At 42.7% G+C, this 15,707-nt stretch carries 12 protein-coding genes; 6 read left to right on the top strand and 6 right to left on the bottom strand.

Features of this window, described 5'->3' with window-relative positions; all coding sequences use genetic code 11:
- Positions 1-133 precede the first annotated feature (133 nt).
- The 3 genes from LLF92_02450 (at position 134) to LLF92_02440 (ending at position 4,055) form a co-directional block, all read left to right on the top strand.
- A complete protein-coding gene (locus tag LLF92_02450; GenBank protein MCE5339978.1) occupies positions 134-1,981 on the top strand; it encodes an AAA family ATPase in 1,848 nt (615 codons plus the stop codon).
- Entirely contained in the window at positions 1,968-3,470 is a 1,503-nt protein-coding gene (locus tag LLF92_02445) for an ATP-dependent helicase (GenBank protein ID MCE5339977.1), read from the top strand. The genes LLF92_02450 and LLF92_02445 overlap by 14 nt, the downstream gene beginning before the upstream one ends.
- 282 nt (positions 3,471-3,752) lie before the next feature.
- Positions 3,753-4,055, top strand: a complete 303-nt coding sequence (locus tag LLF92_02440) for a helix-turn-helix transcriptional regulator (protein MCE5339976.1) — start codon at positions 3,753-3,755, stop codon at positions 4,053-4,055.
- Between the two features lie 32 nt (positions 4,056-4,087).
- On the opposite strand, the gene LLF92_02435 is transcribed toward LLF92_02440, so the two are convergent.
- From LLF92_02435 to LLF92_02415, 5 genes are all read right to left on the bottom strand, one after another.
- Entirely contained in the window at positions 4,088-5,131 is a 1,044-nt protein-coding gene (locus LLF92_02435) for a LacI family transcriptional regulator (protein ID MCE5339975.1), read from the bottom strand.
- A gap of 233 nt (positions 5,132-5,364) precedes the next feature.
- Positions 5,365-6,453 carry a LacI family transcriptional regulator gene (locus LLF92_02430; protein MCE5339974.1) on the bottom strand — a complete coding sequence of 363 codons (1,089 nt, stop codon included), beginning with the start codon at positions 6,451-6,453 and terminating at the stop codon, positions 5,365-5,367.
- A gap of 142 nt (positions 6,454-6,595) precedes the next feature.
- Positions 6,596-8,548 carry a PKD domain-containing protein gene (locus LLF92_02425; GenBank protein ID MCE5339973.1) on the bottom strand — a complete coding sequence of 651 codons (1,953 nt, stop codon included), beginning with the start codon at positions 8,546-8,548 and terminating at the stop codon, positions 6,596-6,598.
- 67 nt (positions 8,549-8,615) lie between these two features.
- On the bottom strand, positions 8,616-9,467 hold the full coding sequence (locus tag LLF92_02420; GenBank protein ID MCE5339972.1) for a type II secretion system GspH family protein: 852 nt from the start codon (positions 9,465-9,467) through the stop codon (positions 8,616-8,618).
- An 82-nt stretch (positions 9,468-9,549) separates the two neighbouring features.
- The gene (locus tag LLF92_02415; protein ID MCE5339971.1) at positions 9,550-10,137 is read right to left on the bottom strand and encodes a hypothetical protein; all 588 of its coding nucleotides are present in this window, start codon (positions 10,135-10,137) and stop codon (positions 9,550-9,552) included.
- A gap of 430 nt (positions 10,138-10,567) precedes the next feature.
- Between LLF92_02415 and LLF92_02410 the strand changes: the two genes are divergently transcribed.
- Genes LLF92_02410 through LLF92_02400 form a run of 3 tightly spaced genes read left to right on the top strand, consistent with a single transcriptional unit; the run spans position 10,568 to position 13,604 of the window.
- A complete protein-coding gene (locus LLF92_02410; GenBank protein MCE5339970.1) occupies positions 10,568-11,866 on the top strand; it encodes an ABC transporter substrate-binding protein in 1,299 nt (432 codons plus the stop codon).
- A gap of 6 nt (positions 11,867-11,872) precedes the next feature.
- Positions 11,873-12,751 carry a sugar ABC transporter permease gene (locus tag LLF92_02405; GenBank protein MCE5339969.1) on the top strand — a complete coding sequence of 293 codons (879 nt, stop codon included), beginning with the start codon at positions 11,873-11,875 and terminating at the stop codon, positions 12,749-12,751.
- Positions 12,738-13,604 (top strand): carbohydrate ABC transporter permease, encoded by an 867-nt coding sequence (locus tag LLF92_02400; GenBank protein ID MCE5339968.1) that lies wholly within the window; start codon positions 12,738-12,740, stop codon positions 13,602-13,604. Before LLF92_02405 ends, LLF92_02400 begins: the two co-directional genes overlap by 14 nt.
- A gap of 6 nt (positions 13,605-13,610) precedes the next feature.
- On the opposite strand, the gene LLF92_02395 is transcribed toward LLF92_02400, so the two are convergent.
- Positions 13,611-15,701, bottom strand: coding sequence for a hypothetical protein (locus LLF92_02395; GenBank protein ID MCE5339967.1), 2,091 nt, complete (start codon positions 15,699-15,701; stop codon positions 13,611-13,613).
- Positions 15,702-15,707: the final 6 nt, after the last annotated feature.

Below are 15,707 nucleotides of genomic sequence, written 5' to 3'. Positions count from 1 at the left end.
AATTTTATTTTTTCTTGAATTCATATCATCAAAAGAGATAATTGTTATAAGATTGCAGACTGGAGGCCGTCTGAAAAGTGAATAATATTCGAGGGATAGGAAAATCAAACATCTGATTTAAAGGACAAATTTCGTGTATATCAAAGAAATCTCAATAAAAAACTTTCGTAATTTCGGTACCCCTGCCTTTGTGATGAAGTTGAAGCCTTTCACATTGATTTTGGGTGAAAACAATATTGGCAAAAGTAACTTGCTAAAAGCAATTGGCTTGATTCTTAGTCAAGACCTCTCGGTATTCAGGCAAAGAATGCTTGAAATAGATGATATTAATTATTCTTCCGTCATGGTTTTTAAGAAAGAAGTTGCCAATAGAGCTATAACATTAGAAAGTATTGTATTTCCCGAAGTAAGGATTGATATAACTTTGAGTAAGATGGATGATGATCAAAAAGCCATAGTAGCAGATTGGTTTATAGATCATGAGTTAGAAAAGGCCAAGATAACATATTTTTTCGCACCAAAAGACTCGTTCGATAAAGTCGTTTGGATTGAAAAACAAAGAGAGAAATTAGGAGAAAACAAAAACGATTATTTAAAGATCGATTTTCCAATAGAGGAATATAGATATTCAATATTTGGAGGCAATGACAGTACCAATGAATGCCAGCAATATTTGCTTCGAATGTTGAAGATTGAATATCTGGATGCTTTGCGGAATGCTGAACAAGAATTAGTTGCCGGTGGTGGGGCACGTTTGTTGTATCGAGTACTTGCACAAGGCGAGAATGCAGGATACGAAAATATCAAAGAGGGATTAAACACTTTAAGTGGTATTGTCAAAGAAAATGCGACCCTTAAAGATATTAAAACACGTATTGGAACATTACTTTCCCAAGTATCTCTTGATGCCGATGGCAATGGCAACAGTATTGATTTTCAATTCTCCTCACCAGAAACAAGCGAAATTCTAAAAAAGATAAGTTTAATTTATGGAGCAAATCCAATCGATGTTTCACGCAACGGTCTTGGACGAAATAATCTTTTATATATTGCGCTAATTCTTTCGCATCTTTCAAACAGAGATAAACAAGGAAGTGAACCATACTTTCGCTGTATTGGGATTGAAGAGCCAGAGGCACATTTGCATCCACAATTGCAGGATCACTTGGCGGAAAATATTGGGAGCATTCAAAAGAAAGATTCGGGTTGTATGCAATTACTGCTCACATCGCACTCAACACATATCGCCGCAAAATTATGTCTAAAAAACACAGTTATTCTTTATAACGATAGAATTGACGGAAGAATAAGAGGACATTATGTGCTGGAGGGGCTTGACGTAAAGGAGGATAAAAAAAGTATTCGATATTTGAGCAAGTTTATCGATGCTACACAATCGAGGCTGTTTTTCGCACGAAGGGTCATCCTTGTGGAGGGTATCAGTGAAAAAATTCTTCTACCGGTATTTTTTAAGGTGCATTCCCAAAAAACTTTGGAACAAGGTGGATACGAAGTTATTAACGTACAAGGGGTAGCTTTCTGTCATTTTCTAAAAATAATAAAAAATGGATATTTTATCAAGTGCTTAGTACTTACAGATAGTGATGAGGGAAAGAAAAAAGTCGAGAATAGAGCTGCAGATTTGAAAAGTAATTTCGAAGATAAAATACTAATTAAAGTCGAAGTTTCTAATACGAGTACTTTTGAAAAAGATTTGATTGAGGCGAATAAAAATGGGGAAGGAAAAAAAACATTGCTTCGGGCATTGAAGGATACAAAACCGAAAAATGGAGTGACCTTTGAGGAAAAGTGCAAAGATAAGGAAATTGATGTTGAGGATTTCTTCGGTGAGATAGAAGATTATAAATCTGAATTCGCATTGAACTTAAAAAGGAGGCTTGAAAAAGAAGATAAACTTACAATTCCTAAGTATATTACAGACGGGTTTACTTTTTTAATGGACAAGAATGGGAAAGACTAAAAATAAACCTGTTCTGGTAATTGCAGGGCCTGGGGCTGGTAAGACGTATGATATGGTTGATCGAATAATGGATGCGATACCACATTTGCAACCTCATCGTATCCTTGCTGCAATAACGTATACAAACGCAGCAACATCTAATATTAAAGAGAGGCTTGCAAAGAGGATATGCATTCCACCGAATGTGTTTATTGGTACTAACCATAGTTTTTGTTATCGATTCATTTTCAAACCTTTTGGGCATCTTGCAGGGATGTTGCCCAAAGAACTAGTCTTTATGGATATTGACTATGGGACCAAACCTAAGGAAATGGACGCTGGTAGTTGGAAAATAGCAATTAACTTGCGGAAGAAAAGGAACTTGGAAAACGGGCGATATGGTTATGAACAGATTCTCACTATGAGCGGAAAAATACTTGAAGAAAATGAACTCGTAAGAACTGTAGTATGCAATCGTTTGCAGTATCTGTTTATTGATGAATTTCAGGATGCGAATAGCTCTCAGTCTAAGATTATTGAATATATTAGTAAAGAAGATAAAACGGTTATATATGCCGTCGGAGATCCTGAACAGTACATTTTCAGGTTCACAGATACAATAAAGAGTTATGAGAATATCGCAATCAACAAGTTTAAGAAAATTGCAAAAGTTGAAACAAATACTAAAAATCACCGGTCATGCGATGAAATTGTTAGGTTTATAAAACAGTTTCATTGCGATGTCGATCAAAGATCGGAACGCGGAAGTGATGTATGTGGCGGGGTATATTTCATACCTGAAACTGATTTGGATAGTATTATTAAATCATATCGCAGCATAACCAGTATTTTAAAGAAAAATGGCAAACCTGTAGAGAAATTTTATCTTAGCTATGTGAACAAGACGTTTGAAGATGTGGCAGAAAAATGGGAATTAATACCAGTATCGAATGATGCAACGAAGGGGCTAGGACTAATAGATGAAGCAATTAAAATTATTTCAGCCATAGTTGGCAAAAATAGCAAACAAATCTGTGAAAAATATAAGCTTGATCGAATAGCACTACGAAAAAAAGGGTTACTATTGGTGATTGCTATTAGGAAAGGTAAGATTAAAACAGCGGAAGATATTTGTACTTTTATTGAAAATAACCTTGAATTAGAAGCTAATAAAGAATACTCAATCAATAATGTTGAAGACAAATTACGAAAACTAAATGGCAAAGAGTTCGTGGATGATAATATTAGTGAATATCATATGCATTCATCCATACATAAGGCTAAGGGGCTTGAGGCAGATGCCGTTTTAGTCGTCGCAGAAGACAAAGGACAATTGACAAGATGGTTAATAACCGAGAAGGAAACGAGATACTCGGAAAAAACGGATATGTGCCGATTAGGGTATGTTGCTTTTAGTCGAGCGAAAACGATGTTATGCATTGCATGTCTTAAGAATATTGATAAAAAGATTGATAGCGAGTTGACAAGGCTTGGTGTAACGAAAAGCTAATATTACGCCCTTTCATGGCAAGTGAAAGGAATTTGAAATTCGACCACCGCACCTAAAAAAATTTAATAAAAACAAGGTGCGGGATAGGCATACGGATTTGAAAGCTCAGATTTGAAACTTGAAACGAGATTGCCTTAAAATTTTAGTGAACCGGAATATAGCTCTTGACAAATATATATTATAGGCTATAATCAGAAATTATTGAACTTCCAACATTCAACATCGAACGTCCAACTTTCAATTATCTCAAAATTTGAGACTTAAGAAAGAAGGTTTGATATAATGGCACATAAATTTGAAACACTTTTAAAAAAGATGAAGCCTACAAGGATTAAAAGGGCAAAAGCAAAGGCTAAAGAACTGATGGCCGAAATGCTTTTAACTGAAATACGCAGGAAAGCCGGTTTTACTCAACAAGATATCGCTCATAAACTTGGTATGAAACAGCCGAGCTTGTCTAAATTAGAATCACAGGATGATATGCAGATAAGCACATTGCAGAGACTGATAAAAGCACTCGGCGGACAACTCGAATTGATTGCACATATGCCAAGTGGTGATATAAAAGTTGGGCAATTCAAATAACACAAACTGACCAATAATAATATTTGATTCCCTTACATTTCCGGTGCTTTTGAACAGGTGCCCATATCGAGGAAATAATAATCCAACTTCACCGACGGTGTGTTTGCGTCGCGGGTCTGCATTTTCTGCGCTAACATAGCAACTGCCTGTTGAGCCATATCCGTTTCCGGCTCGAGCATTGCTGTTGCCGTCAAGCCAATTCGCTGATGCGATTCGCACGCGAATGTAACTACCGACAAATCATTTGGAATGTGCAAATTTAAAGTGTACGCGGCCTTCTGAACGGCCGGTATTGAAAACGACCAGTACAAAAGAATTGCTGTTGGTCTGTCTTTACGTTTCAAAAGGGAACGGAACAATTCGACCTGCTTATCCATAGAATCATCGACCGGATAGTCCGGCGTAACATCCATCAGTGGCAGCGAGGCGTTTTTCATCGCTTCAGTATAACCCTGCCGGCGTTCGGAAACGCTGTAATGGGCGTCTTTGCGCAAATCTTTGAAATAGACATTGCAGTATGCGATGCGTTTATGGCCGAGCTTGATTAAATACTCGGTGGCTTTTTTGGCCGCGGTGAAGCTGTCGGGATAAACAGAATTGTACTGCATTCTGTAATTCATCCAGACGGTCGGCATAGAAGTTTTTGCGATTGCTTTTCTGATTTGCGGCGGCAAATCCCCATAAAAATTTACAATCAGGCCGTCAGCCATAAGTGAGCGGAAAATTCGCGGAATATCCTGACCGCTGTTTTCGGGAATGTTGGCGAGTAATAAGTGTTTATCTTCTTTTTCGAGATTGCGGTGTATTTCGTTGACTAATTTTTCGGGCAGGAAGCTTTTGCCTGTCATTCCGCTTTGGAGCAGCGCGACGCAGTGAAATTCACCGGTTTTGATACCGACGGCGTAAGCGTTGGGGATATATCCTAAATCCATCGCAACTTTTTTTACTTTCTCCTGACAGATTTTGCTAATTCGGTACTGGTCTGCCTTGTCGTTCAAAATTCTCGACACAACTGAAATGTCCACTCCTGCTCTGAAAGCAATCTCCTTGAGCGTTATTGGCATATTATTAATCATTTTGCATCCACATGTTTTAAATCAATACATGATTATCATACGTTTTTAAGATAAATTTTACAAGAATATTGCACAAAACGGCTACGTTTAAACAAAAAAAAAGCCATGCACACAGCTTTGTGCATTAATTATACGGCAAAAAGAGTGTTTTTATGTGCTGAACGGATGACGGACACTTGGCGAGAAGTTATAATGCCGCAATTTACAGGAGTGTCCGAAATAACAAAGTGTGCTTATTCTTTTGGGGCGACGGAAGTTGTGGCTCTTACAATCAACTGCTCCGGCACTTTAACCACTTCAGGTTTCGCCTTTTCAGGATTGTTCAAATACTTCAGCAGCAATTCGGCAGCGGCAATGCCCATTTCCTTCGACATCAAATCTATAAACGTCATATTCGGACTCATAATGTTCGCCGCGTGCTGGTCGCAAAAACAAATAATACTCAACTGCTGCGGGACAGAAACGCCAAGACTTTGAGCTGCCTGAATCAGATACATCGCTTCCATGTGGCCGTAAACTATAACGGCTGTCGCCTTGTTTTGAATGACCGTGGCCTGAATGTACTGAACGGCTGATTTGTAAAGATTGTCGTATGTTTTTACAGTCGAAAATATCTTATCGTGGCCTGCCATCGCGGACAGATTATATTTTTCCATCTCCGCTAAATATGTACTGTGTCTGTCGTACACACTGCTGTGGCCTCTAAGGAAAGCTATCTGGGGGCCGGCGTACGCGATGCGCTTATGGCCGAGATTGACAAAGTGCTTGACGGCCAGCCGCATACCGTTGACGTCGTCAGGCACAACCGTCGAACCGTTCTTGCCGGCAGGACCGTTTATGACAAGATAAGGAATGCCGGATTCTTCAAGTTCTTCAATAGTCGCCGAATTGCATCGGGCGAGAATTACCGCAGCGTTAAGGTGCCATGGCGGAAGCTCGCTTTTGTTCGCACGGTACGAGGACATATCAACTGTAACAGAGCCGTCCTCCAGCTTTTCATTCATTATCGATACTATTTCATTTACCGCGGTCTGGTAAATGTCGCCCAAGTCGTGAAGACCGTGACTGCCGCCGAGGATGTGAATCATTATTCGCTGCTGATTGGACAAACTTTGCGCGATGAGGCTCGGACGATAGCCCAACTGCTTTGAAACATCAAGAATACGCTGACGGACACTGTCCGTTACAGTAAACCCGTTGCCAAGCTTGTTATTCAATACCCTGCTGACAGTAGATTTGCTCGTTCCGGCAACTCTGGCAACATCAAGTAAATTAACCTTTTTACGGCCCATAGTTCGAGATTCCGATTTTATTACAACCATAAAACCGCTCCAGAATAATGCAAACAAGTCAGAATCTCAACATATTTTTTCATTCAGCCATTCTTGTAAAAAATCAGGAGCGCCGGTTTAAAGACGCTCCTGACGATATAACTTATTCTTTCAAACCATAACTATCTTCAATCTATTCGCATCGACCATTGGTAATGTCAGTACATTTGAGCCAATTTTCCGCGATCATTGCGAAATCTTCAAAATCGATATAACAATCGTTATTCAAATCGCCCGTGAGGTACTCGGCACAAATCGTCGTTCCGCCATCAGCAACATACTGCTCGATAATTTTATCCTGCGGCAAACCAATGTTGTGTATTCTAACCTGATCGATAACGCCGGAGAAAAACCTGTTGTCGGTACCCTCGGCGTTGTTGCCGATGTAAACATCAGCATTATTAAAGGCTATCTGTCCCGAAGACGCATAAGAATTTTGCAGCAGTCCATCAACGTACAGAGCGATTCTTGCACCATCGTAAGTACCGGCGATAAAGTGCCACTGATTGTCCGCGACATCTGTAACACCAATCACTTCACGGCCGTAATCCTGCAGGCCATTGCAATAGAAATAAACTGTGTTCGAGTTATCGTTGCGCGTCAATCGCCAAGATGAATCGCCCTTTGTAACAATGGCAGTCCACGGAGTATTACCGCCCGGCCAACCTGCTGTCGGTAATTTAATCCACGCCGAAACTGTAATCTCGTCTCTTAAATCCGCCCATGATGGAGAGTTGTGGTCTTCGACTGCTCCACCACAATTAACATCTTGAGCTAAACTGCTGGTCAACTGCAGAGCACCGCCGACTTTTCCGCCTGTGGGCAGCCATGTTGGAGAATTAACAAGCGTACCATTGTGGCCGCCAATACTATCGGTTGCTGTTGAGCCGGAAGTTTCATTTAACATATAATGCGCTATCAAGCCTGTTTGGCCTGCGGCGAATACTCTGACTTTCACAGTATCTTCATTGCTAACAACTGAATCGCTTGCGGTTAGTTTCAAAACATAATCTCCGGCAGTTGTAAATGTCGCCGTTGGATTTAATGTTGTCGCGTTTGGAGTAAACGTAACCGAGGCCGGGCCGCTGTTGACTGTCCAGAGATAAGTTACCGTGGCAGGCGGATTCGGCAGGCCGTCATCTGTTACGACGGCAGCCATAGAAGCTGTTGCCGAGCCTGATTCGAGCCAGATATTCTGTTTTGTTCCTGCGTCAACAACCGGAGCGGTGTTTGTAAAGAACTGCCACTGACGGCCGGTAGTTGTAATGCTTTCATCAATGCAATCGACACGCCAATAAAATGTCGATGCCGATAATGTTGATAACGCCGGTGAAATCGTCCACGAATTCACGGCCTGATTGCTGACGACTTTCGTCATCGCCGCGATGCTTGTTCCAAACCATACGTCAACGGTAACTGTTCCGGATGAACGCGGAGCAGGTCTTGTCCATTGCAGTTGTGCGGTCGCCGGCGGAACAGATGCGTTAATATCAGGCACCGGGTCATTGGCTGCATAACGCAGTTTTACTGATACGTCATCGGCCAGAATTGTTCCCTGCGCGTCGCCCTCAATTTGAAAAGTACCCCACATTGCACCTGCCGGCGCGGCTGTAGTCGTATAAGTGTACTGCGTCCATGTCGCAACCTGACTTCCGCTTATCAATGTCCCAAACTCATCACTTCCAACCTGATCATCCGCAGAATCAAACCATTTTATGAGAAAATATCCTGTCGGCGTACCCCAGTTTTCGGTCATCGCCCAAGTACTAAATACAAACACCTCATCCGGATTCACTCGTACAATCTGGCCAACATTTTGATATTCGCCAGAAGTCCAAGCTCCGACGGCGTAAAATTTGTCGCCGGTGTGAGGTGTATACGCAATTGATTCTCTTGAAGCACTCTTCCAGCTTGCCCAGCCGCCAACGCCCCACTTGAACCAGTTCGACGGCATCCAGCCTTCCTGCCAAGCACCAGTCTCAGGCGCACCAAGTTCAAAACCGGGATTGACGAGCAATTCAGATTTGGCCGGCAAAGCACAAAGACCAATTACAGCAATAAATACAGATAACAATATTTTTTTCATAAGACACCCTCCTTATTTGAAAATTTATATGTTAGACACCTGATTAGTTTATGTTCAAGAATGAATTCTAATTAGACCACATTCCGGTCGCATCTTTCCAATAACGCATAGGCTGTGTTGGATTGGTGTTTATGAACACCTTATCCTTCTTCATATAATTGCAATGGCCATCATAAAAACCAATAGGTGAACCTTCACTATGTCTGAAAAGCACAGGGCCGACAACGCTCACATTTCCGAGACCATTGTAGTTGGTAGTCGCGTAAGCCTCTCGCTGCTGCTGGCCGAGTTTGTCCCAAGCGGTTTTATAATTCGCCCCCATCCATATTATCCACCAGTCAACCGAATCGGCAAACATCAGTTTATTCGATGCGCTTTTAATTTGCGATTGCTTATGGCCATACGTTGTGCCTTTAGGAATCGAAGTCGGAAAAGAATTCGCGGGAGTCGCGTTCAAGCCCCACCAGTCCTCGGCATTGTAGCCGTAACTTACCAATACATTTTTATCAGATTTCTTATGCAGTTTGGCCATTTCGTCGCTGGGACAATAAAATTTATCGGGTAATTCAATAGCAACGTTATAATTCATATTCATTGTTTCAGAATCTTTTACGCCGGTGATTTTCCTGAATGCAAGATTCGTCAGCCAGATGTACGGATTAATCTGATCCAGCGAGGCAGGCCCTTTTGCGGCTGCGGTGCTGACAAGCGGAACGTACCAGCCATTATTCGAGCCGGCATAAACATCCACTGAAAGCAGTAATGATTTGATATGATTGAGACAAACGACCCGCCTACCCTGCTCTCTGGCTTTGTTCAGAGCGGGCATAAGAACCGCAAGCAATAGAGCGATGATTGAAATAACCACCAAAAGCTCAACGAGTGTAAACGCCGAACTGAATGCCTTCTTTTTCAACATAAGAAACCTTAATGTTAAAAGAAAAATTATTTTACGCCCTGCCGCCGGCTGTTCACAGCGGCAGAGCATACACTATAAAGTTCTATTTTTTACGGAGCAGTAAACCGCCAAGAGCAAGAAGAACCATCGAAATTGGTTCCGGAATCAAAACGGCGTTGTCAAACCAGACAGTACCCTGTCCGTTTGCATTAGCAAATTCGACTTTTACAGACACTGTGCCAACAGGAGCAACTGCTGAAAGTGTAACATTGTGCCAGGGCACAAGAACATCGTATCCTGCTGGGTCGGCAGTAACGGCAATCACACTTGATATTTCGGCAGATGAAGCATCAAGGAAAAACATTTTCATTTCGCCATAAGGTTTCCACCAAGCCTGTGCGCCACTGTCAACCGTCAGCGTGTATTCAACGCCGGCAGTACCCTTGACAACCTGATAAAGTCCTGCACCGGCATTGCTTGAACCGCCGACAGCCATATACCATGTGCCGTCATAACTTGAGGAATCATTCTGATGATTTGCCCAACCGCCGCCCCAAGTCCAAATACTCCAGTCAGCCGGAGCAGCATCGGAATCTGGGGAGTTGAAGTTTCCATTGGTGAGCAGATTTGCATTCGCCAAACCAACCATCGAACACACAGCAAGCAACATTACTATAATTCTCTTTTTCATTTTTTCACTTCCTCCAATTATCCAATTAATTATTTAACCTTCACAAGCCTTTTGGCGTTCCGCAAAAAGGCTTTAACATTTTCTAATGCCGCATTCAAGCACAAACAACCGGTTGCTAAAATATATATTACCTTTCTACCCAAATTTAGTCAAGACTTTTTAACAAAAAATTAAGCGATTAATTACAAACATAAAAGGCTTTTATATTTACTTCTATAACTCGTTATTTTAAAAATAGTTACATTTTTAATTTGCATTATTCCATGAGAACCATTAATCTTAGACCTATAATTTTTTTTGGTTTTCAGGACGAAATTAATATAAAACTTGACACATACAACAGCTTGATTTAACTTTAGCAACCGGTTGTTTGGATATATTTGTAAAAAACGCGAATTTTGGCGTAAAATTGAATGTTTTAAGGCATTTAATGCAACATTTGCTTACTATCCTTATTATAGTCTCGATTGCAGCCTTTGGCGGTTGCTCCAAAACACCCGCCGAACACAAAGGCAGAGTTGTCGTTGATTATTGGGAGATGTGGAGCGGCCAGGAACTGCAAGCGGCTAAACATCTGGTCGATAAATTCAATAATTCACAGGATGAAATTTTTGTCAATCTGCTTAGCGTCAGCGAACTGGAACGCAAACTGCTGATCGCCATCGCAGGCAACGACCCGCCTGATTTGGCAAATCTTCAGGATTCGGCGATTCCCAAACTCGGAGATAAAAACGCAATCGAAGTCATCGATGAGCTTCTGCCGGAAATCGGCGCAAGTCAGCAGGATTACATCGACATCTACTGGAAACTGTGCAGTTATGAAAACAAATTGTACGGTCTGCCAATCGCAGCAACAACACTTGCTCTGCATACGAATGCTGACCTGTTGAAAAATGCCGGCTTCGAGGACGTGCCTCAAACGCTGGAACAATTAGACGAGTACGCAACGAAACTGACAATTAAAAATGGTAACAATTTCGAATCGCTCGGTTTTGTGCCGACGCAGCCGGGCTGGTGGAATTTCGCGTGGGTGTGGTGGTTCGGCGGCGACTGGTATGACGGCAAAAATATAACCGCCAATCGTCCGGAAAATGTCGAAGCGTTCAAGTGGATTCAATCTTATGCGCAAACTTATGGAGCAAGAGCGCTGCAAAATTTCACGAGCGGATTCGGAGCGTTCTCGTGGTCGGACGACCGATTTATGACGGGCAAGCTCGCGATGGTTCTGCAGGGGCCTTGGATGAGCAAATTCATAGACCAGATGTCGCCGGGATTGAACTGGACGGCCGAAGCATTTCCATCGGCAGGCGGAAGACTCAAAGATGTTACGCTGGCTGAATGCAATGTTCTGGTAATCCCAAGAGGCGCCAAACATAAAAAAGAAGCCGCGAAATTTATTGCGTTTATGCAGAAACCTGAAAATCTTCAGTATCTGGCCTTTAAGCAAAATAAATTTGTTCCGTTAAAAATCGCAAACGAAATGGATTATTCCAATCATCCAAATAAAAACATAAAATTATTTGTAAGATTAAGCCAGTCGCCCAACGCTTATGCGACGCCGAGGATTCCGATTTGGCAGGAATACGCGCACGAAATCGACAACGCGTTTCAGTCTGTCTGGCTCGGTAAAAAAACGCCGCAGCAGGCGCTTGATGATGTGCAGAAAAGAGTCGAAGTCAAATGGCAAGAATATCTTGATATGAAAAATAAATTAAATAAAACCAGGTAATTAACTTTGAAGAAAAATACTGAAAACCTGCTCAAGGGACTGCTTTTTATCTCGCCGTGGATAGTCGGATTTTCTGTTTTCCAGATTTATCCAATATACAAGAGCATCTACTACAGCTTCTGTCAGTATGATGTGCTGAACCCGCCGATTTTTGTCGGGCTGAAAAATTACAGCAATCTTTTCCACGACGAAGTGTTTCTAAAATCAATCGTCAGCACAGGCCTCTATACTATTATGGCGATTCCGCTGTCGATGATTGTTTCGCTGTTTTTCGCGATACTTCTGAATCAGAAAATTTTGGGACGCGGCATTTTCAGAACAATTTATTTTCTGCCATCACTGGTACCGATGGTTGCGCTGGCGATACTATGGAAATGGATGTTCAACGGCGAAAACGGTATTCTAAATTATTTCCTCGGTCTATTCGGTATTCCGGGGCCTAACTGGCTCGGCTCGACAATGTGGGCAACGCCTTCGATAGTACTTACGGGAATATGGGGCGTGGGCGGTTCAATCGTTATTTATCTCGCTGCACTGCAGGATGTGCCGAGAAGTCTTTACGAAGCGGCGGAGATTGACGGAGCGGGATGGTTTTCAAAAGTTCGACATATAACGCTGCCAATGATTTCGCCGGTGATTTATTTCAATCTTATCCTCGGCATCATCGGCTGTTTGCAGGTTTTCGCTGTGCCCTATATTATGACATCGGGCGGGCCGGCACGAAGCACCTATTATTACACAATGTATCTGTTTGACAACGCGTTCAGTTTTTTGAAAATGGGATACGCCGGCGCAATGGCGGTTCTACTGTTTATAATAATTCTGGCAGTTACCTTTATCGTAACCAAAATGACGGCGAGCAAAGTTTACTATGCTGAAAAATAATTCCATAAAACCTGTATCACACAAGAAACAAAAAATTGTTTCTTCGATATCGACACATACGATATTGATAATCGGCGCAATAGCGTTTATGTTCCCGCTTGTCTGGATGCTTTCGACTGCGCTCAAGCCGCTGGCGGAGACAACAAAAATTCCGCCGACAATCATGCCTTCCAAATTTATGTGGAGCAATTACAAAGAGGCGACAACAGCGATTCCGTTTTGGAAATACGCGAAAAACACTCTGATTGTCTGCGTTCTTACTGTTATCGGCACTCTCGTTTCGTCAACGCTGGTGGCTTACGGATTCGCGAGGATTCAGTGGAAAGGCAGAGATGTGCTGTTTTACTGCGTGCTGGCGACAATGATGATTCCGTTTCCGGTTATAATGGCGCCGCTGTTTGTGGTATTCGGCAAGCTCGGCTGGATTGGAAGTTTGAAACCATTGTGGATTCCATCGTTCGGCGCAGCGGCATTTAACATCTTTCTGATGAGACAATTTTTCCGCACAATTCCGACTGAATTAACCGAGGCCGCGAAAATCGACGGATGCAGCGAGCTTGGAATTTTAATTCGCGTAATTTTGCCTTTGTCAAAACCTATCCTGCTGGTAGTCGCGCTGTTTCAGTTTATCGCATCGTGGAATGATTTTCTTGGGCCGCTGGTTTATTTGACTCGTGAAGATACATATACACTTGCACTGGGGCTGCAATTTTTCCAGAGTCAGCACGGCGGGACATACTGGAATTATCTTATGGCGGCGTCAAGTCTGATTGTGCTGCCGATAATCATTATTTATTTCTTCGCGCAAAAAGCGTTCATCGAGGGCATTTCACTTACAGGCTTAAAAGGATAAACAGCGTTAATTGTGGAATTGAACCGGCGTTTGTTCTGCGAGAAGTTTTGTTTCGTCGCCTGTGGTCATCCATACCTGAACAGATGCGTTTGACTGATTCGGCCAAATAAATGTCGCAACAGATTTGGCGGGCAGCGTGTAAATTAAATATTGGCCGTTCCAGACAATTTTCAAATTGTGCGCCGATGTGTCCGTATTGACCGCCATACATACTCGCGTGCCATCGGGATTAGTGAACGCAACATTTTTAATTCCTGAACCAACCGAAGCAGTTGAAGATATTCTGTACGCGCCGGGCCGAACAAATTTGCTTACCTGTCCGAGACTATAATACTGCGGACGCGGCATAACTTCGCCGGTCGATGTATTCACAGTAACAACGCCGTAACAGGTATCGCAGCCGCCGGAGATTTTCGGGCCGTTATTCTGGTCGAGCGCAAGATTCCATTTTATAAAAGTTTTCGACCAGTTGCGCAGAACATTGACAATTGTTTCGGAATTATTAATCAGACTATCGGCAAAACCACTATCGTTCCATTCGCCGTCCGACCATTCGGTATAGTAAATATCCTTGCCGGTGTAAACGTAATGTACTGTGCTTTGCGCCGTAACATCTCCGCTGTAACCGTGGAACGCTGTGCCGGCGAGATAGCTTCTTGCAGTAGAATCCGCCAATACCGCAAGCGGATAAGTGGTGTTGTCCCAGTTGTGGTCGTAGCAGAAAATTTTCGTTGTTATCCCGGCGGCGGCAAACTTCGGGCCGACTAATTTAATAAGCCTTATCTGCTCGGCAGCACTCATAGACATTCCGGGATAATCGCCCGGTTCATATAACGGTTCATTTTGCAGAGTAACCGCGTAAATATCGATGCCGAGATTTGCGTACGCCTGGACATATTTCACGAAATAATTCGCGTATGTATTGTAAACATCGTCGCTATCGGTCAGCGAACCGCCGATAAGCGAATTGCTCGTCTTCATCCATCTGGGCGGACTCCATGGACTGCCCATAACCTTGATGTCTGGATTTATCGCCAACACTTCGAGCAGAACAGGAGTTATATAAGTCGTGTCGGCGGCGATTGAGAACTGCTGAAGATTGTAATCGCTCGACGCTGACGCGGGAATCTCATCATAAGTATAATCCGCGCGTCTGCGAAAATCAGATGTTCCCATCGGCTGACGCAGATAACTCAACCCGATACCTGTATTGGAATCAAATAAATCCGTCAGAACTTCCGCACGCTTCTGCGCTGTGAGAGAATAATAAAGCAAATACGCAGATGAATCCGTAAGCGACGCTCCAAAACCGTCGATTTGCTGATATGTTGTCGAATCGGTTATTGTCAGCGTCAGCCCCTCATCGGCAGGTTCATAAAAATTAAGCCATTCATCGGCGAATATTTTCAAATCCTCAACGCTGACAAAATTATCGCCGGTCAAATCAACATTACTATCTGTTGTTTCCCATTTTTTCGCGAATGTATTAAAATCACACATATTGACCCAACAGTTATTATCGAAATCGCAATCCTGCGCAACGGCGGCCTGGTCATACATAATCGTTCCGCACGAAGAGCCTTCGAGCATAAACGCGGCGGTAACGGCACCGGCGGGCGATTGAGCGGTAAAACTGTAACGTGACCACGATGTATTTATTGTGCCGTTGAAAAGTTCAAGTCTTTGAATACTGCCGATTTGGGTACCTGATGAATTTTTCCATTGAATAAGCAATGCACCGTTTGGTTTACAATCCGAAGTGCCCCAGTCTTCTGTTCTGGCATCGACACTCAATGTGTAAAAACTGCCGGTACTTATATTGACATTCTGGTACCAGCGAACATATTCGCCGGAATACCAGGCACCGGTATTGACGAAATTGTTTCCGGTTGCGCCGACACTCGCGGCGGTGTTCTTCCACGCTGACCATCCGCCATTCGTAGTTTTATACCAGTAAGTCGGCAGCGTCTGCTCATTCCACGGACTGTTAGTGCCCTGTTCAAAACCGGAGTTCAATAACAGATTGGCATACGAAGCATCTATAAAATAAAAATTGAGTAAGACAGATACCATTATATAAGGTTGGAATGGCTTCAAAAATTT

The organism is Planctomycetaceae bacterium, assembly GCA_021371795.1.
GTDB lineage: Bacteria > Planctomycetota > Phycisphaerae > Sedimentisphaerales > UBA12454 > UBA12454.
The sequence above is the reverse complement of the archived record's forward strand: the minus strand, read 5'-3'. Positions and strand labels throughout refer to the sequence as shown.